This window comes from Sediminicoccus sp. BL-A-41-H5 (assembly GCF_050632405.1).
Taxonomy (GTDB): Bacteria; Pseudomonadota; Alphaproteobacteria; order Acetobacterales; family Acetobacteraceae; genus Roseococcus.
Window position 1 is genome coordinate 3,324,144 of record NZ_CP192601.1, and the last position, 21,083, is coordinate 3,345,226.

Annotated in this window: 22 protein-coding genes; 11 read left to right on the forward strand and 11 right to left on the reverse strand. The window is 70.8% G+C overall.

Annotation, left to right across the window (positions count from 1 at the left end; translation table 11 throughout):
- Positions 1-7 precede the first annotated feature (7 nt).
- The 4 genes from groL (at position 8) to ACQ860_RS16300 (ending at position 5,318) form a co-directional block, all read left to right on the forward strand.
- Positions 8-1,654, forward strand: a complete 1,647-nt coding sequence (groL, locus tag ACQ860_RS16285) for a chaperonin GroEL (protein ID WP_431304384.1) — start codon at positions 8-10, stop codon at positions 1,652-1,654.
- Between the two features lie 348 nt (positions 1,655-2,002).
- Positions 2,003-2,206, forward strand: coding sequence for a cold-shock protein (locus tag ACQ860_RS16290; RefSeq protein WP_213612872.1), 204 nt, complete (start codon positions 2,003-2,005; stop codon positions 2,204-2,206).
- A 129-nt stretch (positions 2,207-2,335) separates the two neighbouring features.
- On the forward strand, positions 2,336-3,070 hold the full coding sequence (locus ACQ860_RS16295) for a VIT1/CCC1 transporter family protein (protein ID WP_431304385.1): 735 nt from the start codon (positions 2,336-2,338) through the stop codon (positions 3,068-3,070).
- A gap of 73 nt (positions 3,071-3,143) precedes the next feature.
- The gene (locus tag ACQ860_RS16300; protein WP_431304386.1) at positions 3,144-5,318 is read left to right on the forward strand and encodes a putative bifunctional diguanylate cyclase/phosphodiesterase; all 2,175 of its coding nucleotides are present in this window, start codon (positions 3,144-3,146) and stop codon (positions 5,316-5,318) included.
- A gap of 149 nt (positions 5,319-5,467) precedes the next feature.
- Here ACQ860_RS16300 and ACQ860_RS16305 read toward each other — a convergent pair whose 3' ends face one another.
- The 3 genes from ACQ860_RS16305 to ACQ860_RS16315 form a co-directional block, all read right to left on the reverse strand.
- Positions 5,468-6,355 carry a prephenate/arogenate dehydrogenase family protein gene (locus ACQ860_RS16305; RefSeq protein WP_431304387.1) on the reverse strand — a complete coding sequence of 296 codons (888 nt, stop codon included), beginning with the start codon at positions 6,353-6,355 and terminating at the stop codon, positions 5,468-5,470.
- A 123-nt stretch (positions 6,356-6,478) separates the two neighbouring features.
- Complete coding sequence (hisC, locus tag ACQ860_RS16310) at positions 6,479-7,567, reverse strand: histidinol-phosphate transaminase (protein ID WP_431304388.1); 1,089 nt, start codon at positions 7,565-7,567, stop codon at positions 6,479-6,481.
- A 4-nt stretch (positions 7,568-7,571) separates the two neighbouring features.
- The gene (locus ACQ860_RS16315; RefSeq protein ID WP_431304389.1) at positions 7,572-8,351 is read right to left on the reverse strand and encodes a chorismate mutase; all 780 of its coding nucleotides are present in this window, start codon (positions 8,349-8,351) and stop codon (positions 7,572-7,574) included.
- Between the two features lie 78 nt (positions 8,352-8,429).
- On the opposite strand from ACQ860_RS16315, the gene metX reads away from it, so the two are divergent.
- The 4 genes from metX to phbB all read left to right on the forward strand — a co-directional run bounded on the left by metX (position 8,430) and on the right by phbB (position 11,618).
- On the forward strand, positions 8,430-9,578 hold the full coding sequence (gene metX, locus ACQ860_RS16320) for a homoserine O-acetyltransferase MetX (RefSeq protein WP_431304390.1): 1,149 nt from the start codon (positions 8,430-8,432) through the stop codon (positions 9,576-9,578).
- 13 nt (positions 9,579-9,591) lie between these two features.
- Positions 9,592-10,146, forward strand: a complete 555-nt coding sequence (locus ACQ860_RS16325; RefSeq protein ID WP_431304391.1) for a DinB family protein — start codon at positions 9,592-9,594, stop codon at positions 10,144-10,146.
- A gap of 35 nt (positions 10,147-10,181) precedes the next feature.
- Positions 10,182-10,781 (forward strand): methionine biosynthesis protein MetW, encoded by a 600-nt coding sequence (gene metW, locus ACQ860_RS16330; protein ID WP_431305772.1) that lies wholly within the window; start codon positions 10,182-10,184, stop codon positions 10,779-10,781.
- A 114-nt stretch (positions 10,782-10,895) separates the two neighbouring features.
- Entirely contained in the window at positions 10,896-11,618 is a 723-nt protein-coding gene (phbB, locus tag ACQ860_RS16335; RefSeq protein WP_431304392.1) for an acetoacetyl-CoA reductase, read from the forward strand.
- 96 nt (positions 11,619-11,714) lie between these two features.
- Here the strand turns inward: phbB and ACQ860_RS16340 are convergent, their stop codons facing one another.
- The 5 genes from ACQ860_RS16340 to ACQ860_RS16360 all read right to left on the reverse strand — a co-directional run bounded on the left by ACQ860_RS16340 (position 11,715) and on the right by ACQ860_RS16360 (position 15,976).
- Positions 11,715-12,686 carry a Bug family tripartite tricarboxylate transporter substrate binding protein gene (locus tag ACQ860_RS16340; RefSeq protein WP_431304393.1) on the reverse strand — a complete coding sequence of 324 codons (972 nt, stop codon included), beginning with the start codon at positions 12,684-12,686 and terminating at the stop codon, positions 11,715-11,717.
- Positions 12,687-12,760: 74 nt separating this feature from the next.
- The gene (locus ACQ860_RS16345; protein ID WP_431304394.1) at positions 12,761-13,831 is read right to left on the reverse strand and encodes a GGDEF domain-containing protein; all 1,071 of its coding nucleotides are present in this window, start codon (positions 13,829-13,831) and stop codon (positions 12,761-12,763) included.
- Between the two features lie 75 nt (positions 13,832-13,906).
- Positions 13,907-14,833 (reverse strand): AEC family transporter, encoded by a 927-nt coding sequence (locus tag ACQ860_RS16350; RefSeq protein ID WP_431304395.1) that lies wholly within the window; start codon positions 14,831-14,833, stop codon positions 13,907-13,909.
- A gap of 15 nt (positions 14,834-14,848) precedes the next feature.
- Positions 14,849-15,349 (reverse strand): hypothetical protein, encoded by a 501-nt coding sequence (locus ACQ860_RS16355; protein WP_431304396.1) that lies wholly within the window; start codon positions 15,347-15,349, stop codon positions 14,849-14,851.
- Between the two features lie 69 nt (positions 15,350-15,418).
- Positions 15,419-15,976, reverse strand: a complete 558-nt coding sequence (locus tag ACQ860_RS16360) for a bactofilin family protein (protein ID WP_431304397.1) — start codon at positions 15,974-15,976, stop codon at positions 15,419-15,421.
- A gap of 155 nt (positions 15,977-16,131) precedes the next feature.
- Here ACQ860_RS16360 and ACQ860_RS16365 point away from each other — a divergent pair, with 155 nt between their 5' ends.
- Genes ACQ860_RS16365 through ACQ860_RS16375 form a run of 3 tightly spaced genes read left to right on the forward strand, consistent with a single transcriptional unit; the run spans position 16,132 to position 18,076 of the window.
- Entirely contained in the window at positions 16,132-17,109 is a 978-nt protein-coding gene (locus ACQ860_RS16365) for an adenosine kinase (RefSeq protein ID WP_431304398.1), read from the forward strand.
- 11 nt (positions 17,110-17,120) lie between these two features.
- The gene (locus ACQ860_RS16370; protein ID WP_431304399.1) at positions 17,121-17,612 is read left to right on the forward strand and encodes a hypothetical protein; all 492 of its coding nucleotides are present in this window, start codon (positions 17,121-17,123) and stop codon (positions 17,610-17,612) included.
- A complete protein-coding gene (locus tag ACQ860_RS16375; RefSeq protein ID WP_431304400.1) occupies positions 17,609-18,076 on the forward strand; it encodes a YybH family protein in 468 nt (155 codons plus the stop codon). The genes ACQ860_RS16370 and ACQ860_RS16375 overlap by 4 nt, the downstream gene beginning before the upstream one ends.
- 58 nt (positions 18,077-18,134) lie before the next feature.
- Here the strand turns inward: ACQ860_RS16375 and ACQ860_RS16380 are convergent, their stop codons facing one another.
- The 3 genes from ACQ860_RS16380 to ACQ860_RS16390 are packed head-to-tail and all read right to left on the reverse strand — an operon-like array spanning position 18,135 to position 21,039.
- Positions 18,135-19,076: a ketopantoate reductase family protein gene (locus tag ACQ860_RS16380; protein WP_431304401.1), complete on the reverse strand. Its 942-nt coding sequence runs from the start codon at positions 19,074-19,076 to the stop codon at positions 18,135-18,137.
- Complete coding sequence (locus ACQ860_RS16385) at positions 19,073-19,840, reverse strand: creatininase family protein (protein WP_431304402.1); 768 nt, start codon at positions 19,838-19,840, stop codon at positions 19,073-19,075. Before ACQ860_RS16385 ends, ACQ860_RS16380 begins: the two co-directional genes overlap by 4 nt.
- Complete coding sequence (locus tag ACQ860_RS16390) at positions 19,837-21,039, reverse strand: M20 metallopeptidase family protein (RefSeq protein WP_431304403.1); 1,203 nt, start codon at positions 21,037-21,039, stop codon at positions 19,837-19,839. The genes ACQ860_RS16385 and ACQ860_RS16390 overlap by 4 nt, the downstream gene beginning before the upstream one ends.
- Between the last annotated feature and the right edge of the window lie 44 nt (positions 21,040-21,083).

Below are 21,083 nucleotides of genomic sequence, written 5' to 3' on the forward strand. Positions count from 1 at the left end.
TGATCAAATGGCTGCCAAAGACGTGAAGTTCGGCGCTTCCGCGCGTGAGAAGATGATCCGTGGCGTGGACATCCTGGCCGATGCCGTGAAGGTGACGCTGGGCCCCAAGGGCCGCAATGTCGTGATCGACAAGTCCTTCGGTGCGCCCCGCATCACGAAGGACGGCGTGACCGTCGCGAAGGAGATCGAGCTCTCCGACAAGTTCGAGAACATGGGCGCCCAGATGGTGCGCGAAGTGGCCTCGAAGACCAACGACATCGCCGGTGACGGCACCACCACCGCGACCGTGCTGGCCCAGGCCATCATTCGCGAGGGTGCGAAGGCGGTCGCCGCCGGCATGAACCCGATGGACCTCAAGCGCGGCATCGACAAGGCCGTGGCCCAGGTCGTCACCGAGCTCGAGACCAAGACCAAGAAGATCACCACCTCCGCCGAGGTCGCCCAGGTCGGCACGCTTTCCGCCAATGGCGAGAAGGAAATCGGCGAGATGATCGCCTCCGCCATGGAGCGCGTCGGCAATGAGGGCGTGATCACGGTCGAGGAAGCGAAGAGCATCCAGACCGAGCTCGACGTCGTCGAGGGCATGCAGTTCGACCGCGGCTATGTCTCCCCGTATTTCATCACGAATGCGGAGAAGATGATCGCTGAGATGGATCAGCCCTACATCCTGATCTTCGAGAAGAAGCTCTCCCAGCTCCAGCCGATGCTGCCGCTGCTCGAGGCCGTGGTGCAGAGCGGCCGTCCGCTCGTCATCATCGCCGAGGACGTGGAAGGCGAGGCGCTGGCCACGCTCGTGGTCAACAAGCTGCGTGGCGGCCTGAAGATCGCCGCCGTGAAGGCGCCGGGCTTCGGTGATCGCCGCAAGGCGATGCTGGAAGACATCGCGATCCTGACCGGTGGCCAGCTGATCAGCGAAGATCTCGGCATCAAGCTCGAGACCGTCACGCTGGCGATGCTGGGCAAGGCCAAGACCATCCGCATCGAGAAGGAGAACACCACGATCGTGGATGGTGCCGGCTCGAAGGACGAGATCAACGGCCGTTGCGAGCAGATCAAGGCGCAGATCGAGGAGACCACCTCGGACTACGACCGCGAGAAGCTGCAGGAGCGCCTGGCGAAGCTCGCCGGTGGCGTGGCCGTCATCCGCGTCGGTGGCAGCACCGAAGTGGAAGTGAAGGAGCGCAAGGACCGCGTGGACGACGCGCTGCACGCGACGCGCGCCGCCGTTCAGGAAGGCATCGTGCCGGGTGGCGGCACCGCGCTGCTGCGCGCCTCGACCAACCTGGGCAGCCTGAAGGGCCTGAACCCCGACGAGCAGGTCGGCATCGAGATCGTCCGCAAGGCGATCCAGGCGCCGGTGAAGCAGATCGCTGCGAACGCCGGCAAGGACGGCGCGGTGATCGCGGGTGAGGTGCTCCGCTCCAACGAGTGGACCTTCGGCTACGACGCCCAGCTCGACGAGTACAAGAACCTGGTCGAGGCCGGCATCATCGACCCGACCAAGGTCGTGCGCACGGCGCTGCAGGATGCGGCCTCGGTCGCCTCGCTGCTGATCACCACGGAAGCCATGGTGGCCGAGCGTCCGGCGAAGGCCGCGGCGCCCGCCGGTGGCCCCGGTGGCGGCATGGGCGGCATGGGCGACATGGACTTCTAAGAAGTCCACTCGCTCCTGGCGAAATCAGGGAGGGCGGTCCGCGAGGGCCGCCCTTTATTTTTGCCGCATCGCATCGGGTTGCATTGCATGCCACGCGTGGCGCGCATGGCAGCAGGCCAGCCGGTTTTGTTTGACTTCGCGGGGGTGATCTGCGCTTGTGCCCTTCACCTTCGTCTTGCCGTGCCGACCCCAGAAGCTCTCTTCAGACCCGCTGGATGTGTACCCGCCGGACATCGCGTGCCCCTGCCGGGAAAGGTGCGGGCGAAAAGCGCGTGTTCAGCGAAGTCCGGCTGGAGTGGGTGATATGCGCCGGAGATTCCCGCGCGCATGCTTTTGGAGAATAAGCGGATGGCTTCTGGCACCGTGAAGTGGTTCAACGCGACCAAGGGTTATGGCTTCATCTCGCCGGCCGGTGGTGGCTCCGATGTGTTCGTGCACATCACGGCGGTCCAGGCCGCCGGCCTGCAGGGCCTGAAGGACGGCCAGCAGATTTCCTATGAGCTGGCGGAAGAGCGCGGCAAGACCTCCGCGGTCAACCTCAAGGCCGGCTGAATTCGGCGGTCCTGCGGGATCGAGGAATACGAAGGGCGCCCCGCAACGGGCGCCCTTTTTCGTTGTTGCGCTTTTCGTTGTCGCATCGGGAGGTTTCACCGTGCGGCGCGGATGGGATAGAAACAATCCATGGACCAGCCCGCCCCCCACCCCTATCGCGACGGATTGCCGCCCGCGCCGCCGGGGCCGCCGGAGGGTGAGCAGCATGCTCTGCTGAGCCGCGCCGAGGTGCCGTTCCTGACGGGCCTGGCGCAGGGGCCGGTGCTGCCGCTCGCCGTCGTGATCGGCCTGCTGGCCCTGGGCGTGACCGGGCCCGCCCTGCTGGCCGGTGGCCTGGCCGCGCTGGGGGCGGGCGCCGTGGTCGCCGCGCTGGCGCGCTATTTCGCCGTCCTGGGCGCGACCGAGCGCTACGCCGCCGAACGCCGCCGCGAGGAGGCCGAGACCGAGGAATACCCCGAGCGCGAGCGCTGGGAGGTGGCGGCCGTGCTGCACCGCTACGGGTTGCGCGGCGACACGCTGGCGCGCGCGGTCGAGGCGATCGCGGCCGACAAGCGCCGCTGGGTTGATTTCATGATGCGCTTCGAGCTCGACCTGATCGAGCCGCAGCCCGCCCGCGCGGCGCAGGAGGCGGCGGCGCTGGCCGTCGGCCAGGCGCTGGGCGGGCTCTTGCCGCTGCTGCCGTTCATGCTGCTCGAAGCGCCGGGCGCCTGGCCTTCGCTGCTGGTGACGCTGCTGGGCGTCGCGCCCGCGGGCTGGCTGCTGGCGCGGGCGGAGGGGCAGGTCGTGGCCGGTGGGGCGATGCGCGCCGTGCTCCTGGGCAGCGGCGGCGTGCTGGCCGCGCTGGCGCTCACCGCACTGATCTGAATCGGTTTTTCCGGCGGGGCCGCAAGGAAGGCTTAACCGGACCCGGCGCTTTCTTCCCCTGGAAGAGAGTGCCATGCCCCATCCGCCGCGCCTGAACCTGCCGCTGCTTCGCCTGGGCGCCGTCCTGGTCGGGGCGCTGATGCTCGGCCTCGCCTGGCTGCAAGCTCCGGCCTGGCTTCTCCTGATGGTCCCGCCGCTCGCGCTGCTCGGCTGGTGGGTCTGCCGGCTGCGCCGCGAGGTGTCGCTCTGGCGGCAGGTCATGGCGGCCACGCCCTATCGGGTGTCGATCTACGGGGCCGATCAGCGCCTTGCCTGGCACAACGGCCGACCCGGCCAGGGATGGACGCGCCAGGTGGCACCCCTCGGCCTGCATCCCCATCTGGCCGAGGTGATGCAGGCGCTGCTGGCCCACCTCCCGCCGCGCGAGCGCGCCGCCGAGATGGCGCGCCGGCTGGAAAAGCATGTCCGCGCCCGCGGTGAGCCCTTCGAGGTGCTGACCTCCGAAGGCAGCTGGGAGCGCGTGCGCCAGACGCGCCTGCCGGGCGGCGATGTCGCGGTCTTCGCGGTGGACATCTCCGCCGTGAAGCGCGGCGAACTGGCACTGGCGGAATCCGAGGGGCGGCTGCGCGCGCTGCTGGAGATGGCGCCGGTCGGCATCTGGCAATTGGACGGCGAGGGGCGGACGATCTTCGCCAATCGGCGCCTGGCCGCGCTGTTCGGCGCCGAGGCCCCGCCGGCGCTCACGGAATCCGGCCTCGTCCTCACTTCGGCGGCGGATCCGGAGGGGCCTTTCGGCTTCAGCACCCAGGCGGAGAACGAGGCGCAGCTCACTCTGCCGGGTGAGGCAGAGCGCCGGCTGCGCATCACCGCCTCGCCGTGGCTCTCGGCCCAGGGCATGCGCGGCTGCATCCTCTCCGTGCTGGACGTCACGCCGCTCAAGGCCGCGCAGGAGCGCATCGAGCAACTGGTCGAGCGCGACCCGCTGACCGGCCTCATCAACCGCGCCACCTTCCGCGCGGCGCTGCGGGAGATGCTGGCTGCCGATCAGCGCGGCGTGCTGGTCCTGGCGGACCTCGACCACTTCAAGGCGGCCAATGACCGGCACGGCCAGGCGCTGGGCGATGCGCTGCTGGTCGAGGCCGGGCGGCGCCTGCGCGAGGCGATGCGCCCGGGGGATGTGGTCAGCCGCCTGGGTGGGGATGAATTCGCCATCCTCGCCCTGGGCGCGGGGGCGGAGAGCGCGGCGGCGCTGGCCGAGCGGCTGCGCCAGGCGCTGCGCCGGCCCTTCGGGATGGGCGGTGTGGAGCTGCCGCTTTCGGGCAGCTTCGGCATCGCCTGCGCGCCGGAGCATGGGCGTGAGGTGGACCAGCTTCTGCGCGCCGCCGACCTCGCCCTCTTCCAGGCGCGCGCCGCATCGGGCGACGCCGTGGCCCTGTTCGAGCCCGCCTTGCGCGCGCGGGCGGAACAGCGGGCCGAGTTGCGTGACGCCTTTGGCGTGGCGCTGGCTGCGGGCGAGCTCGAATTGCATGTGCAGCCCCAGCTCGACCTCGAGAGCGGACGTGTGATCGGCGCCGAGGCGCTGATCCGCTGGGACAGTGGGCGGCTGGGGCGCACCGTGCCGCCGGCGGAGCTTCTGGCGGCGGCCGCGGAATCGGGGCTGATGCTCCAGCTTGACCGCTTCGTGCTGGCGCGCGCGGTGAAACTCCTGGCCGCCTGGGGCACGCGGCCGGAGGCGCCGCTGCATCTTGGCATCAACATCTCCATCACGGCCTTGCGTGACCCCGCCTTCGCGACCGAGGTGGCCGAGGCGCTGGCGGCGGCCGGCGTCGAGCCCGCGCGCCTGGAGATCGAGATCCCGGAGGACCTCGCCATTCGCGACCTGCCGGGCGTGGCGCGCACCTTGGCCGCGCTCCGCGAAGTGGGCGTGCCGCTCTCGCTCGATGATTTCGGCGGCGGGCATTCCGGCCTGCCGCATGTGGTGCGTCTGCCCGTGCAGCGGTTGAAGCTGGATCGCTCGATCACGGCCGGCCTGCCGGATGATCCGAAATCCTACGCGGTGCTGCGCGCCACCATGGCGCTGGCGCGCGGCATGGGGATCGAGGTGATCGGCGAGGGGGTGGAGACCGAGGCGCAGGCCTTCGCGCTGCGCCGCGCGGGCTGCCAGATCATCCAGGGCTGGCTTGTGGGCCGCCCGATGCGGCCGGAGGAACTGGTGCCGCCAGTGCCGAAGCTGCTTGCGCGGGCGTGAGGGCAAACGCGCCTGGCGCTTGATTGTTCTGCCAAGCTCATCCGGCCGCAGGGCGGCCGGCGCCGCCCGACTGAGCTGTTGCCCCAACGCAACAGCGACGCGGCGAAGCCAAGCGGCCGAAGGCCGCGCCCGGCATCTGAGGGCAATAACTAAGCCTGCTTCCGCTCGATCAGGCTGTGGCGGATCTTGCGGCCGCGCTTGATGCGGTCCTCGATGAAGCCCGCCTCGCCCCAGCGGATGGCGCGGCCGAAGGCCTGGGCGTCCTCGGTGAAGCGGGCGAGCATTTCCAGCACCGCCTCGCGGTTGTTGAGGAAGACGTCGCGCCACATGTTCACGTCGCTGCCCGCGATGCGCGTGAAGTCGCGGAAGCCGGAGGCGGCGAATTTCAGCACGCTCTCGCGGGTTTCCTCGCTCAGGTCGTCCGCCGTGCCGCAGATGGTGAAGGCGATGAGGTGCGGCAGGTGGGAGACGATGGCCACCACCTTGTCATGCGTGACGGGGTCCATGCTCTCGATCATGGAGCCGCAGCGGCGCCAGAGTTCGCGCACCTGTTCCACCGCCGCGGGGTCGGTGCCCTCGGTCGGCGTGACGATGACGTAGCGGCCCTCGAAGAGCGTGGAGAAGCCGGAATCCGGGCCGGAATACTCGGTGCCGGCCATCGGGTGCGCGGGCACGAGATGTACGCCGGGGGGCAGCAGGGGTGTGAGGTCGCGGATGACGGAGCCCTTGGTGGAGCCGACATCGGTGAGGATCGCGCCGGGCTTCAGATGCGGCGCGATCTTCGCCATCACCTGGGCGTAGACGCCGACGGGGACGCAGAGGATGACGCAATCGGCCCCCTCCACCGCGCGGCCGATGTCATCCTCCACGCGGTCGGCGAAGCCCAGTTCACGCACGCGGTCGCGCGTGGCCTGGCTGTGGGCGGTGACGATGACCTCACGCGCGAGGGCATGGCCCTCGCGGTTGCGCCGCGCGATGGAGCCGCCGATCAGGCCCGCGCCGATCAGGCAGAGGCGGTCGAAGAGCGGTTCGGTCACGGTCGGGAACCGCCAAGCCAAGCGAGGCGCCGCGCCACGAGAATCCCCGCTGGATAGGCACGGCGGAATGCTTCAGCATTCCCAAGCCAAGCGCGCGGAGCGCGCGCCCGGCGTTTGAGGGCGTCAAACATCACGCATGAAATGCGTGAGCGCGTCGATGACCATGCCACACTCTTCCGCCGTGCCGATGGTGATGCGCAGGCAGGTGGGCAGGCTGTACCCACCCACGCCACGCACGATGATGCCGCGCGCGCGCAGCGCCGCATCGGCGGCTTTCGCGCGCGCCACATCCTCGAAATCGGCGAGGATGAAGTTGCAGGCGCTGGGCCAGACCTTGATGCCCGCAGCCTGGAGGCCAGCCACGGTCTTGGCGCGCCATTCCGTGTTGTGCGCCACGCTGCGCTCGATCCAGTCGGGCTCGGCCAGGGCCGCGATGCCGGCGGCCATGGCCGTCGCGTTCACATTGAAGGGGCCGCGGATGCGCGCCAGCACATCGGCCACCTGCGGCGGCATATAGGCCCAGCCGAGGCGCAGCCCGCCCAGGCCGAAGATCTTGCTGAAGGTGCGCGTCATGACGGTGTTGCCCGAGGCATCCACCAGCGCCTGGCCGGGATCGTAATCGGGGTCCGTCACGTATTCGGCATAGGCGGAATCGAGGATCAGCAGGATATCGTCGCGCAGGCCTGCGCGCAGGCGCTTCACCTCGCTCTGCGGCAGCAGGGCGCCGGTCGGGTTGTTGGGGTTCACCAGGCAGACGAGCTTGGTGCGGGGGCCGACGGCGGCCAGCATCGCGTCCACATCGGCGAGCAGATTCTTCTCCGGCACCTTGATGACGCGGCAGCCGGCATAGCGGCCGGTCAGGTCATACATGACGAAGCCATGCGCGGGCATGATCAGCTCGGTGCCCTCGCCGCCATAGGCGAGGATGAGATAGGCGATCAGCTCATCCGAGCCATTGCCGCAGACGATGCGCGCGGGGTCGAGCCCGAATTTCGCGCCGATCGCCTCGCGGATCTTCGTGGCGCCGCCATCCGGGTAGCGATGCGCCTCGCGCGCGGAGGCGATGATCGCTTCCTGCGCCATGGGCGGCGGGCCGAAGGCGCCCTCGTTGGAGGAGAGCTTGATGATCCGGTTCACGCCCGGGATCTTCGACTCGCCGCCGACATAGGGCTCGATCGTCAGGATGGAGGGGCGGGGCAGGAGGGCGTTCATGGCGTTACTTGGTCCCTCGTTCGGGAATGGCATAGCGGCCGAGGATGGTGGCGCCGGCGGGCGGCGCGTCGAGCGTCTCGACCAAAGCGCGGGTGAAGCCCGGGCCGCGGCGCATGATGAGCACGCGGCCCGAACCGCAATGGGCGGCAAGGGCTGACCGGCTGGGCTCGCCGTCCATTTCCACGCGCAGCAGCGTGGCGTCCCGGCCCGAGGGGTCGGCCGGGTGCAGGCCGATGACGGCGGCCTCCAGCGGCGGCTCGCGATCCGAGACGAAGGGCAGGCGGGCGATGACGGAGAGGTGCGCGGCATCGAAGCGCGTCCACCATTCCTCGGCCGCGTTGTCGCTCTCGCGCGGCCAGGGGAGGACGGCGATGCTGGCTTCGCGGTGGCCGAGGGCGGCCAGTGCCGCGCCCAGCGAGGGGTGCTGGCGCTGCGGCGTGGTGACGCCGAAATGCTCGGCGGCGAGGCGCGCCAGCGCCGGGTCGGCCGGCAGCGCCACGCTGAAATTGCCCTGCTGGGCGACCGAGCTGGCAAAGAGCTCGCGCCAGAGGCGCACCAGGGCGGGGCGGGGCAGGGGCCCCGAATGCCGCGCCAGCAGGCGGCGCAGGATGGCCGCCTCGCGCCCCGGGCGCAGCACGGTGCCGGCGGGCTTGGCCTGGCTGGCGCCGAGACGGTGCACCACCTCGGCCCGGCGCATCAGCAGGTCATGCATCGCGTCGTCGAGGCTGTTGATCTCGGCGCGCAGCGCCTCCAGCGTGTCAGGGTCGGGTTTTGGTTCGGACATGGGTGCGGAAGGCATAGCGGCGCCCGCGCTTCGCGCCAAGTTGCCCCGGGGCAAGGCAGGCCCTATCTCTGCGCTTCCATGAACGAAATCGCCCCCTTCCCGGAGGTCCAGCACCAGCGCGCGGTCCTGCCCGAGGGACTGACGCTGGATTGCGGCGCCGTGATCCGGCCGCTCGCCGTCGCCTATCGCACCTATGGCACGCTGAATGCGGCCGCCAGCAACGCGATCCTCGTCTGTCACGCGCTGACGGGCGACCAGTATGTGGCCGAGCGCCAGCCCGTCACCGGCAAGGGCGGCTGGTGGGAGGCGATCATCGGCCCTGGCAAGCCGGTGGATACGGACCGCTTCTTCGTCATCTGCGCCAATGTGCTGGGCGGCTGCATGGGCTCGACCGGGCCGCGCGAGGAGATGACGGATGAGCACGGCGTGCCGCTGGGCCGCCCCTGGGGGACGGATTTCCCCACCGTCACCATCCGCGACATGGTACGCGCGCAGAAGAAGCTGGTGGAGCATCTGGGCATCCAGCGCCTGCTGGCGGTGATCGGCGGCTCGATGGGCGGGATGCAGGTGCTGGAATGGGCCGCGACCTATCCGGAGAGCGTCTTCGCGGCCGCGCCCATCGCCTGCGCCACGCATCACTCGGCGCAGAACATCGCCTTCCATGAGGTGGGGCGTGCGGCCATCCATTCCGATCCGGACTGGAAGGGCGGGCGCTATTGGGAGGATGGGCGCATCCCGGCGCAGGGCCTCTCGGTCGCGCGCATGGTGGCGCATATCACCTACCTCTCCGAAGCGGCGCTGACGCGGAAATTCGGCCGCCGCCTGCAGGGGGCGAGCGCGCTGACCTTCCTGGAGGACGTGTTCCAGGTGGAGAGCTACCTGCGCCACCAGGGCAGCACCTTCGTGCGGCGCTTCGACGCCAATTCCTATCTGACCATCACGCGCGCCATGGATTATTTCGACCTGGCGAACGAGCATGGCAGCGTGGCCAACGCCTTCCGCGGCACGCCGACGCGCTTCTTCGTGGCGAGCTTCTCGTCGGACTGGCTGTTCCCCACCAGCGAGAGCCGTGCGCTCGTGCGCGCGCTGAACGCGGCGGCGGCGCGGGTCAGCTTCGTCGAGATCACGACCGACAAGGGGCATGACGCCTTCCTGCTGGACGAGCCGGAATTCCATCGGGCGCTTGGCGGCTTCCTCGCGGGCGCGGCCGCCGCGCTTGGGGTATGAGGAAGGGGGGCGCATGAGCGGCGCGCTGCTGATGCGCGCGCATGCGCGCAACAATGCCTGGGCCAACCACCGGCTGCTGACCTTCTGCGCCGGATTGTCGCAGGCGGAGTTCGAGGCGGAGCGCGTGGGCTTCTTCCCCTCGTTGCGCGCCACGCTGAACCACATCCTCATCATTGATCACTTCTATGTGGACGCGCTGGAGGGCGGCACGCTCGGCCCCGCCGCCTGGGCCGAGCGCGAGCCCTGCCGCGACGTGGCTTCGCTCCAGGCCGCGCAATCCGCGGTGGACCGGCGACTGATCGCCTGGTGCGAGGCGCTGCGGGATGAGGATCTCGGCCGGATCATCGAGGTGCAGCGCGGCCATCGCGTGCAGCGCGAGCGGGCGGACCGGCTGCTGCTTCACCTCTTCCAGCACCAGATCCACCATCGCGGCCAGGCGCATGGCATGCTGGGGCGCGCGGCGCCGCGGCTGGATGAATTCTATTGCTGGGGCGAGGCGCATCTGCGCACGCCCGAATTCGCGGCCCTCGGCTGGACCGAGGATGATCTCTGGGCGGAGCGACGCTGATGCGCGACGGCACGATCCAATATGTCGCGAAGAACATGCGGCTCGACCTGCGGCTCATCGCGGAGATGATCCCGGAAGGTGCCCGCGTGCTCGACATCGGCTGCGGCGATGGCGCGCTGATGGCGCATCTGGCGAATGAGAAGAACGTGGATGCGCGCGGCATCGAGATCGACATGCGGGAGGCGACGGAGGCGGTGGCGCAGGGCCTCGCCGTCATCCATGGCGATGCCGACAACGACCTCGCCTTCTATCCGGACGGCGCCTTTGACTATGTGGTGCTCAGCCGCACCCTGCAGGCGGTGGAACGCCCGCGCGAGGTGCTGCGCCAGATGCTGCGCATCGGCCAGCACGCGATCGTGAGCTTCCCGAATTTCGGCCATTGGGAGGTGCGGCTCAAGCTGCTGCTGGGTGGCCGCATGCCGGACACCGAGACCTGGTCCCGCCCCTGGTACGAGACGCCCAACATCCATCCCTGCACCATCCTCGACTTCTTCGCGCTGGCGGAGATGGAGGGCTATGTGATCGAACGCTGGCTCGCCGTGGATGAGCGTGGACTCAAGGCGCCATGGAAGCGCTCCGTGCGCCTTGCCAACCTGTTCGGACAACAGGCGCTGTTCCAGCTGCGGCGGAAATAGGGCCCGCCTGGTCTCGCCGGTTTCTGTGGCGCGCGCCCCCCGCGCTTGTTACAGATCAGGACGGACGGCCCAATCCACCGTCACAGGAAAAGCAGATCCCAGGGAGGGTTGCACATGGCGCGAGTTGCATTGGTGACGGGTGGTCAACGTGGCATCGGCGCCGCGATCAGCGAGGGCCTCCAGGCCGCGGGCCGCAAGGTCGTCGCCAGCTATGCCGGCAATGACGCCGCCGCCGCCGCCTTCACCGAGCGCACCGGCATTCCCTGCATCAAGTTCGATGTCGGCGATTTCGACGCCTGCATCGCCGCCGTGGCGAAGGTGCAGGAGGAACACGGCCCGATCGAGATCCTGGTGAACAATGCCGGCATCACGCGCGATGCGATGATGCGCAAGCTCACCCGCCAGATGTGGGACGACGTGATCGATACCAACCTCGGCTCCTGCTACAACATGTGCAAGGCCGTGTGGGACGGCATGAGCGCGGCCAAGTTCGGCCGCATCGTGAACATCGGCTCGGTGAACGGCCAGGCGGGGCAGCTGGGCCAGGTGAACTATGCCGCCGCCAAGTCCGGCATCCATGGCTTCACCAAGGCGCTCGCCCAGGAAGGGGCGCGCAACCAGATCACGGTGAACGCCATCGCCCCCGGCTATGTGGACACCGAGATGGTGCGCGCCGTGCCGGCGGATGTGCTGGAGAAGATCATCGCGCGCATTCCCCGCGGGCGGCTCGGCACCGCGCAGGACATCGCGCGCGGCGTGGTGTTCCTGACGGCGGACGAGGCGGATTTCATCACCGGCTCGACGCTGTCCATCAACGGCGGCCAACACATGTACTGAGGCGGCGGGGCCCCGCATGAAGCGGGGCCCAAGCCTGCCTGGCTGCGAGGCCGATTCACGTTTTTGGCGATGCCGCCAAAAACGATCGGGCTCGGGTCACCCGTCGAGCCGGATGCCCAGCTCGCGGATCAGCGGGCGCCAGAGCGCGTTCTCGGCCTGGACGAAGGCGTTGAACTGCGCGGGCGTCCAGGGCTGATACTCGATGCCGAGCGTGGTCATGCGCGCCTGGATCTCGGGCGACTGGATGGCGGTGATCATCTCCGTCGAGAGGCGCTGGATGATGGCGGCCGGCGTGCCCGCCGGCACCGACATGCCCTGCCAGCCATAGGCGACCGTGTTGGCGTGGCCGAGCTCCGCCATGGTCGGCACCTCGGGCGCCTGGGGGCTGCGCGCATCGCTCAGCACGGCCAGCGCGCGCACGCGCCCGTCGCGGATGAAGGGCAGGCCGGTGGCGGTGTCGATCACCACCGAATCCACATTGCCCGCCAACAGGTCCTGCATGGCGGCGGGCCCGCCGCGATAGGGGACATGCGTGGCGTCGAGCCCGGTGCGGCGGCGCACCAGCTCCATCGCCAGGTGATGCGGGGAGGCGACGGCGGGCGTGCCGTAGGTCGGCGCCCGGGTGCGCGCGGCGGCCAGGAAATCGGCGAAGCTGCGGGGCGAGCCCTCGGGCCGCACCACGATGTAGAGCGGGAAGCGGCCGATGAAGCCGATGCCGGTGAAATCCGTGTCCGGGTTCAACGGCATGCGCGAGAAGAGCGCCGGATTATAGGTCAGGATGCCGTTGTCCACGTGCATCCAGGTGTATCCGTCGGCGGGGGAGCGCGCGACCATCTCGCTCGCCAGCAGGGCGCCGCCGCCGGGGCGGTTCTCCACCACCACGCTCTGGCCCAGGCGCGCGGCCATCTGCGCGCCGATCAGCCGCGCGAAGGTGTCGGACGCGCCGCCCGGCGGATAGCCCACCACCCAGCGCAGCGGCCGGTCCGGGAAGCTCTGCGCCCGCGCGGCGGCGGGGATGGCGGCAAGCGCCAGACCGGCTTGGGTGAGGCTGCGTCGGGTGAAGGGCATGGCGGGGTCTCTCAGGCGATGGACTGCGCCCACCATCATGCGGCCCGCGCCGCGCCCTTCCAAGGGTGTTTCCCTCAGTTCCAGACGCTTTCCGCCTTGGGCAGGGGCTGATCGGCGCAGACGCGGTTGCGCCCGCCGCGCTTCGCCTCATAGAGCGCGGCATCGGCGCGGGCGATGAGTTGCGCCGGCCGCTCGCCAGGCTGGGCCATCGCGACGCCGAAGGAGGCGGTGACGCTGATGTGCGCCCCGTCCCCCGCCAGCTCCACCGTGGCCTGCGCGATCCGGCCGCGGATCTGCTCGGCCATGGCCATCGCGTCACGGAGCTGGCCGCAGGGCAGCATGAGGCTGAATTCCTCGCCGCCGAAGCGTGCCGCCACCGCGTCGCCCGGCGCCGCCTCGGCCAGGATGTCCGCCAGCCAGCACAGCACCTGGTCGCCCGCGGGGTGGCCATGCGTGTCGTTCACCGCCTTGAAGTGGTCGAGGTCCACCATCACCAGCGCGGTGGGCCGCTGCCCGGCCAGCTGCTCGCGCAGCGCCTTGTCGAAATGCCGGCGATTGGCGAGGCCGGTGAGGGGGTCCGTGCCGGCCAGGCGCCGCGCCTCGGCCAGTTCATCGCGCAGCTCCTGCGTCTTGCGCGCGGTCTCGGCCAGGTTGCGGGCCGCCGCCTCGCTCCGGCGGGAGACCTCGAGCGTCTCTGCCGCCAGGCGGCGCAGCAGGGTGTTGAGCGATTCGGGCTCCGCGCCCAGGCGGTCTGTGGCCTGGGCCAGCGTGCCGCCATAGCGCAGCGCATCCTCGCGCGTGTCCTGCACCAGGCCGATGGCCTCATGCACCGCCACCTCCAGCCGCGCCGCCACCTCCCGCAGGGAGACCGCCTCGTGGTCGGCGGTGAAGAATTGCAGGTGCAGCTCCTCCATCATGCCTTGCGTCATGCGGGGCTGGCCCGCGAGCCGCCGCTCCAGCTCGGCGCGCAGGCCGGGGGCGGAATCGCCGTGAAAGCTGAACCAGACCAGGTAGTTGGCCGGCGTGGGGGAGAGGCCGTGCTCCAGCATGGAGGCCATGGCGGCATGCGCATGGAGCAGGGTGGGGTCCTTGCGCGGGGCCGGGAGGGGGCGGGTTGCGGCAGGGTGCGGGGCGGTGCTGGGCATGGGCGGCGGCGGGGTCCTCTTCTCCGGCACCTTGCTACCGCCGGAGGGATGAACATTACGTTGCCCGGACGCCCCTCAGCCGAGCCCCGTCAGGTGCTTCACCAGCAGCAGCCAGAGCGGCAGGCTGATGATGGCCAGCGCATGCTCGGTCGAGGTGATGGCGGCCATCAGCGGCGCGTCCCCTCCCATGGCGCGGGCCATGACGTAGGAGGTGGCGGCGGTCGGCAGCGCCATGAAGAGGACCGCCATGGCGATGGAAAGCGGCTCCAGCCCCAGCCAGAGGCAGAAGGCGAGCGTCAGCCCCGGCATGATCACCAGCTTCAGGAAGGAGGTGACAAGCTGCAGCGGCAGCCGGTCCGCCATGGCGCCGAGCGAGAGCGCGGCGCCGACCGCGAGCAGGCCGAGCGCCACCGAGGCGCGGCCCAGCGATTCGAGGAGCGGCTTGATCCCCGGCGGCAGCCCGCCGGCCCAGGCCACCGCGAAGCCGACGACGCAGGCCAGCATGAGCGGGTTCATCAGGATCTGCCGCAGCACCGGCCAGGGCTGGAAGCGCCGCCCGCCCCCCGTGGCGAAGGCCGTGTTGGTCACGAACTGCACGAAGGGGACGATCAGCCCGGTGGCGACGGCGCCGAGCGCGATGCCGGGCGCACCGAAGAGCGCGCCGGCCACCGCGAATCCGATCAGGTTGTTGAAGCGGATGCCGCCCATCAGGACGCTGGTCATCGAGGCATGCGGCTGGCGAAAGGCGCGGGCGATGAGGAGCGAGGCGACGGTGCCGAGGCCGAGCGCCGTCCAGATCGCGGCCATCATGCCGAAGACCGGCACCTCGCCCAGCTTCACCGAGCCGATGGCCGCCACCAGCAGGGCCGGCAGCAGCACCCAGAAGATCAGGCGCTCGATCCCCGCCCAGATCGCATCGTCGCGCAGCAGGCGGCGCTTGAGCAGCGCGCCGAGCGCCAGCAGGCCGAAGGCGGGGACGAAGGCGTCGAGATAGGCGATCATCGCCGGGCCCCCGGGTCAGGCGTCCGACCCGGCCTCCTCGGCCAAGGGGGCGGGCACGGGGAGCGGCTCCGGCGGGGCCACGGGGGGCGGATGGGCCGCCTGGGCCGAGATGTCCCGCAGGCAGGAGGCCTCGCTGCGCTGCGCGAGGCCGCCGGCGCGCGCCTGGACATGCGCCACGCGCGGTCCGGAGGCCCCGGCATAGAGCACGATGTCGAGCTGGCATCCGCCGCCCGAATAGAGCCAGACCTGGGCCGGGCCCTCGGAGCGGCGCAGCGTGGGCTCGCCCAGGGCCGCGCGCACCGCCTCGGGTGTCGCGCCCAGCAGGGAGGCGGCGTGGTGCGGATAGCCCGGGTTCGGCGCCGCCGCGCGGGGGCGGGGCGCGGGCGCGGGCGCGCCCAGCGCCTGGAGGGTGGCGCGGTGGGAGTCCAGGATGGCCTCGGCGGCCTCCCGCTCACGCTCCGGCCCGCCGGTGCAGGCGGTGAGCGCGAGCAGGAGAAGGATCAGGCGGCGCGCCATGCCCGGGGGGTCCTGAACGGAGGCTGAGATCAAGGAATCCCGCCGCTGGGCGGCGGGATGCGGGTTGGCTCAGCCCTCGCCCTGCAGCATTTCCATGCTGCCGACGATCTGCCCACCCTCTTCGACCGAGAGCTTCTTGTAGCGCGCCATGCCCTTGATCTTGCCGGTCGAGCGGACGATCAGGTTGCCGCGCGCGGTGACCGTGCCGTCGAAGAGGCCGGCGATCTCGGCGTCCTCGACCTGCACTTCGCCGCGGAAGACGCCGGTCTGCGCCACGGACAGCTCGGCCGCCTGGATCATCTGGCTCTCGACCGTGCCCTCGACCACCAGGCGTTCGGCGTCGGCGACCGTGCCCTGCAGGCTGATGCCGCGGCCCACGATGAGGGTGCGGCGCTCATTGGCGTTCGGGGTGACGGGGCCGCCGCGGGCCGGCATCGCGGCCGGGGCGGGCACGCCCGGGCGGACCGGGGCGTTGCTGGGCTTGGGCGGCAGGCCCATGGGCGCGCTGTTGGCGGCGGGCGCGCGGTAGCTCGGCATGGTCAGCTCGGCATCGCGCGGCGCCGGGCCGTTTGTCCCCTCCTGGTTGGATTCGGGGTTCTCATCCTTTTTGCGACCAAAGATCGACATGCAGGCGTTCCTTCAAGATCCGAGCGAAGTGGCCGGTGTATAACGCGCGACCGTGGCCGGGCAACGCCCGACTGTGAAGATTCCCTCTCCGCTTTGCATTTCCCGGCGCGGGAGGCTACCCGGGGGCCTCGCCCCCACTTGGAAGACCGCCCCGCATGAGCCTCACCTCCCTCGACATCCTCGGCATCGGCAACGCCATCGTGGACGTGCTCGCGCCTACGGATGACGCCTTCCTGGCCGGGCGCGGCCTGCCCAAGGGGGGCATGCAGCTGATCGATACGGCCCAGGCCGAGGCCTTGTATGCCGCCATGCCGGCGGGCGTCGAAAGTTCGGGCGGTTCGGCCGCCAACACCTGCGCCGTGGCCGCGGCCCTGGGTGCGAAGGTGGGCTTCCTCGGCAAGGTCGCGGCCGACCAGCTCGGCCAGGTCTTCGCGCATGACATCAAGGCGGCCGGCGTGCATTTCCCGACCGCGCCGCTGGCTTCCGGCGCGCCGACCGCCCGCTGCCTGATCCTGGTGACGCCGGATGGCCAGCGCACCATGAACACCTTCCTCGGCGCCTGCGTCACCTTCGGGCCGGAGGATGTGGACGCGGCCGAGGTGGCGCGCGCCAAGGTGGTCTATCTGGAGGGCTACCTGTTTGACCCGCCTGCCGCCCAGGCCGCCTTCCGCGCCGCCGCGAAGGCCGCGCATGCCGCCGGACGCAAAGTGGCGCTGACCCTCTCCGACCCCTTCTGCGTCGGCCGCCACCGCGAGGCCTTCCGCGCCTTCGTGGCCGAGGAATGCGACATCCTCTTCGCGAACGAGGCGGAGATCCTGGCGCTCTACGAGACGGACGATTTCGAGGTCGCGGCGGCGCGGGTGGCTCAGGATGTCGAGATCGCGGCGCTGACGCGCAGCGAGCACGGCTCGGTCATCCTCTCGGGCGGGCAGCGCCATCTGGTGGCGGCGCAGCCGACCACGGTGGTGGACACGACCGGCGCGGGCGATGCCTATGCCGCCGGCTTCCTGGCCGCCTGGACAATGGGCAAGCCCTTGGCCGAGGCCGGGCGTTGGGGCAGCATCGCGGCCGCCGAAGTGATCAGCCATTACGGGGCCCGCCCGCAGGCCGATCTCAAGGCGCTTGTCGGATAGGAACTTCGCCCATGCGTCACCTCACCCTCGCCGCCGCCGCGCTGCTGCTGGCCGGCCCCGCTTTCGCCCATCATGGGGAGCGCCACCCGGCGCCGAACCTGATGGCCCAGGCCAATACGGGGGATTCGATCCAGGAATTGCAGCGCCAGCGCCGCAACCCGGATGTGCCGCCGGGCGTGCAGGCGCAGCGGCGGGACGCGGCGGATGCCGATGCGGCGAGCCTGGATGACGCGGCCTCCCAGGTGCGGGCCGCGGCCACCGCGCTGCGCGCCGGCCGCGCCGGCCAGGCCAATGAATTCCTGGAGCGCGCCGAATCCCGCCTGCTGACCCGCAGCACCGTCCCGGCCCAGGCAGGCGAGCCGGTGCGCGGCGGGCCCGTGGGCCACATCGCCGCCGCCCGCGCCGCGCTCTTCGCCAATGACCGCGCCAAGGCCCAGGCAGAGATCGAGGCGGCGCTGACCGCGCTGAACCGGCCGGCCCCCGCGCGGCGCTCCCGCCAGTGACGCCTGCGCTGCCGGAGGCGCCGCCCGCCATCCGTGACGCCATCCTGGACTGGCTGACCCGCTTCTCCGCCACGGTGCGGGAGGTGGATTACCGCAGCGCCTATCCCTTCTGGCACCCGCGCATCATCGCCTTCGGCACGGTGCAGCCCATCGTCGAGGGGCTGGAGGTGTTCCGGGACCGGCAATGGGAATCGGTCTGGCCGAAGACCACCGACTTCACCTTCCGCCTGGATGTGACGCGCGTGCTGGCGAGCCCGGATGGGAAGATGGCGGTGGCCATCGCGCCCTTCACCTCGACCGGCTATGCGCCGGACGGCGCGCGCTTCGACCGGCCGGGGCGGACCACGCTGATCCTCGTGCCCGGCGATGGGCCGGAGCCCTGGATCGCGGTGCACAGCCACATGTCGCTGGCGCGCGGCGTGCCGGCGGACAGCCACGCGAACCGGCCGGTGAAGGCGCGGTAGCAGCCTTGCCGCAAGGCTGATTCACGCCTTTGGCGTTTCCACCAAAGGCGATCAGACCCTATCCGAAGCGCGCCGCCTGGCGCGCGAGGGCGACCAGCAGTTCGAAGGTGGGGGCCGCCACCCCCGCTTCGCGCGCCAATTGCAGCGGTACGTTCAGCAGCGCCTCGAATTCCAGGCTCCGCCCCGCCTCCAGGTCCTGCAGGATGGATGGCTTGTGGGCGATGACCACGGAGCGGAGGATCTGCGCCTCCGGGTCGCCCGGCACCGCGTGGCCAAGGGCGGCGGCGATGGCGAGACCCTCATGCATCACCGCCTTGGCGGCGGCCAGCACCACCGGGTCGCTGAAGGTGGTCTTCATGTCCTGGCGCGTCAGCAGGCAGATCGGGCCATTGGTCAGGTTGTTGAGCAGCTTGGTCCAGATCGCGGTGCGGATGTCGGTGGTGGCGACACCGCCCATGCCTGGGCCTTCCAGCGCCTCGGCCAGGGCCTGAATCCGCGGGCTCATCCGGTTGTCCAGCTCGCCGAAGATCACGCGGTTGGCGGCGCTCTGCACCTTGACCACGCCCGGTTCCGTCACGGTGCAGGCGGACCAGACGACGCCGCCGATGGTGCGGGCGAGGCCGACCTTCGCGCGCACGACGCCGCCCGGATCGAGCGTGGCGAGGTTCTCGCCCCACCACCACGGAATGCCGTTGACGACGAAGACGACCGGCGTCCCGGGCCCCAGCAGTGGCGCGATGGCCTCGGCCACGCTGGTGATGGCGGGCGCCTTCACGGTGACGATCACCGCATCCTGCGGGCCAAGGGCGGCGGCGTCCTGCTCCGCGCGGGGATGGGCGGTGAAGCGGCCGTCCGGCGCCTCCACGGTGATGCCGCGGGCGCGGATGGCCTCCAGCTGCGGCCCGCGCGCGATGACGCTGACCTCCGACCGGCCGCGCGAAGCCAGGCGCGCTGCAACATGGCTGCCGATGGCCCCGGCGCCGAAGATGGTGATCTTCATGCCTCGCCCCGCATGGCCGCGAGCATGGCCGCCGCCGCGGCGACGTGCCGCGCCACGATGCGCGCGCCGAGCTCGGCATTGGCGCCCGAAGGGTCCGTCGCCTGCACACCGCCGGGCGCGATCTCCGGCAATTCGATGGGCACGCCGAAATCAACCCCCTCCGCCCGGAGGGTGCCGAAGCCGCTGACCGGCAGGCCCAGGAAGGGCTCCGGCGCGGCGCGCGGCGCGAGCTTCGCGGCGTCGCAGAGATCAGGGCGGAGATGCAGCGCGACCGAGGCCACGGGATCGCCGCCATGGCCGAGCGCCTCCGGCGCGCCGCCCAGTTCCGCCTGCCACGCCCCTGCGGTCTTCCAGAGATGCAGCACGGGGATGATCACGCCATGGCTGCGGCGCAGCGCGCGCTGCGCGTCCTCGATCGCGGGGATGTTCCCGCCATGGCCGTTGATGATGAGGATGCGGCGCGCCCCACCCTCATCCAGCGCCACCAGGATCTCGGTGAGGAGCGCGGTCAGCGTGGGCGTGCTCAGCGCCACGCCGCCCGGCACGCCGCGGAAGAAATCCACGCCGCCGAAGGCGACGGGAGGCGCCACCAGGGCATCGCCCGCGGCTTCGGCGATGCGCAGCGCGATGGCCTCGGCCAGCAGGTAGTCGCCCATCGGCAGGCCTGGTCCGTGTGTCTCGGTGCTGCCCATCGGCAGCAGGATGGCGTGCCCCGCGGCGATGCGGCGCGCGACCTCGGGTGCGGGAAGCTCCGCGATCCTCACGAGAGCATGTCCAGCGTGATGCGGGAGAGCGCCTGCACGCCGAGCGCGATGCAGCGCTCATCCGGCTGGTAATTGGCGTTGTGCAGCTTGTCGTCGCGGCCCGGCGCGCCGGCGCCGACGCCGAGGTGGAAGGCGGGCGCGCGCTCGGCGAAGGCGGCGAAATCCTCGGCGCCCATCGAGGGCGTGCCCTCATGCACCACCTCGCCGAAATGCGCGCGCACGCTGGCGATGGCGGGCTCGAGCACGCGGTCGTCATTCACCAGGCTGGCCACCATGCGGCGATAGGTGACGTTCGCCTCCATGCGCATCGCGGCGGCGGTGTGCTCCACCAGGCGGCGGATGGCGGCCTCGGCCACGTCGCGCGCCTCGGCGTGCAGGGTGCGGACCGTGCCCTTCAGGTGCACGCGTTCGGGGATGATGTTGTAGGTCGTGCCGGCCTGGAACATGCCGACCGTGACGACGCAGGGGTGCAGCGGCTTCTGCTCGCGCGCCACGACCGTCTGCAACTGCGTGATGAGATGCGCGGCCCCGACGATCGGGTCCACCGCGGCATAGGGGTGCGCGGCATGGCCGGACTTGCCGCGCAGCACGATGTCGAAGCGGTCGGAGGCGGCGAGCGAGGGGCCGCGCACGAAGCCGAAGGTGCCGACCGGCTTGTCCGGGTGGTTGTGGAAGCCGATGGCCATGTCGATGCCCTCCGCGGCGCCATCGGCGATCATGGCGGGCGCGCCTTCCAGCACTTCCTCCGCGGGCTGGAAGATCAGCACGACGCGGCCGGCGAGGTTCTCGCGCAGGCCGTTCAGGATCTCGGCGGCGCCCAGCAGGGTAACGGTGTGGATGTCATGCCCGCAGGCGTGCATCTTGCCGTCGAACCTGCTCGCGAAGGGCTGGCCGGTTTCCTCATGGATGGGCAGCGCGTCCATGTCGGCGCGCAGCGCGAGCGTGGGGCCGGGGCGCGCGCCCTCGATCACGCCGACGACGCCCGTGCGGCCCACGCCGGTGCGGTGCTGGATGCCCATGCGCGTGAGTTCGGCCGCGACGATGCCGGCGGTGCGGACTTCCTCGAAGGCGAGTTCGGGATGGCTGTGAATGTCGCGGCGCAGTTCGATCAGGCGCGGCTCCAGGGCGGCGGCCTGTTCGCGGATGCGGGTGGCGGGATCATTGGTGAGCATGTTCAGGGCCTCGCTGCGGTGCCGCATCCTCTCGCCGACCTTACAGCCTGTCCAGGGTTGCGGCTTGTAAG

Bases quoted from the DNA above. Each gene is read 5' to 3' on its own strand.
- groL (WP_431304384.1), top strand. From the start codon at position 8: ATGGCTGCCAAAGACGTGAAGTTCGGCGCTTCCGCGCGTGAGAAGATG.
- ACQ860_RS16290 (WP_213612872.1), top strand. From the start codon at position 2,003: ATGGCTTCTGGCACCGTGAAGTGGTTCAACGCGACCAAGGGTTATGGC.
- ACQ860_RS16295 (WP_431304385.1), top strand. From the start codon at position 2,336: ATGGACCAGCCCGCCCCCCACCCCTATCGCGACGGATTGCCGCCCGCG.
- ACQ860_RS16300 (WP_431304386.1), top strand. From the start codon at position 3,144: ATGCCCCATCCGCCGCGCCTGAACCTGCCGCTGCTTCGCCTGGGCGCC.
- hisC (WP_431304388.1), bottom strand. From the start codon at position 7,567: ATGAACGCCCTCCTGCCCCGCCCCTCCATCCTGACGATCGAGCCCTAT.
- ACQ860_RS16315 (WP_431304389.1), bottom strand. From the start codon at position 8,351: ATGTCCGAACCAAAACCCGACCCTGACACGCTGGAGGCGCTGCGCGCC.
- metX (WP_431304390.1), top strand. From the start codon at position 8,430: ATGAACGAAATCGCCCCCTTCCCGGAGGTCCAGCACCAGCGCGCGGTC.
- ACQ860_RS16325 (WP_431304391.1), top strand. From the start codon at position 9,592: ATGAGCGGCGCGCTGCTGATGCGCGCGCATGCGCGCAACAATGCCTGG.
- metW (WP_431305772.1), top strand. From the start codon at position 10,182: ATGCGGCTCGACCTGCGGCTCATCGCGGAGATGATCCCGGAAGGTGCC.
- phbB (WP_431304392.1), top strand. From the start codon at position 10,896: ATGGCGCGAGTTGCATTGGTGACGGGTGGTCAACGTGGCATCGGCGCC.
- ACQ860_RS16340 (WP_431304393.1), bottom strand. From the start codon at position 12,686: ATGCCCTTCACCCGACGCAGCCTCACCCAAGCCGGTCTGGCGCTTGCC.
- ACQ860_RS16345 (WP_431304394.1), bottom strand. From the start codon at position 13,831: ATGCCCAGCACCGCCCCGCACCCTGCCGCAACCCGCCCCCTCCCGGCC.
- ACQ860_RS16350 (WP_431304395.1), bottom strand. From the start codon at position 14,833: ATGATCGCCTATCTCGACGCCTTCGTCCCCGCCTTCGGCCTGCTGGCG.
- ACQ860_RS16355 (WP_431304396.1), bottom strand. From the start codon at position 15,349: ATGGCGCGCCGCCTGATCCTTCTCCTGCTCGCGCTCACCGCCTGCACC.
- ACQ860_RS16360 (WP_431304397.1), bottom strand. From the start codon at position 15,976: ATGTCGATCTTTGGTCGCAAAAAGGATGAGAACCCCGAATCCAACCAG.
- ACQ860_RS16365 (WP_431304398.1), top strand. From the start codon at position 16,132: ATGAGCCTCACCTCCCTCGACATCCTCGGCATCGGCAACGCCATCGTG.
- ACQ860_RS16370 (WP_431304399.1), top strand. From the start codon at position 17,121: ATGCGTCACCTCACCCTCGCCGCCGCCGCGCTGCTGCTGGCCGGCCCC.
- ACQ860_RS16380 (WP_431304401.1), bottom strand. From the start codon at position 19,076: ATGAAGATCACCATCTTCGGCGCCGGGGCCATCGGCAGCCATGTTGCA.
- ACQ860_RS16390 (WP_431304403.1), bottom strand. From the start codon at position 21,039: ATGCGGCACCGCAGCGAGGCCCTGAACATGCTCACCAATGATCCCGCC.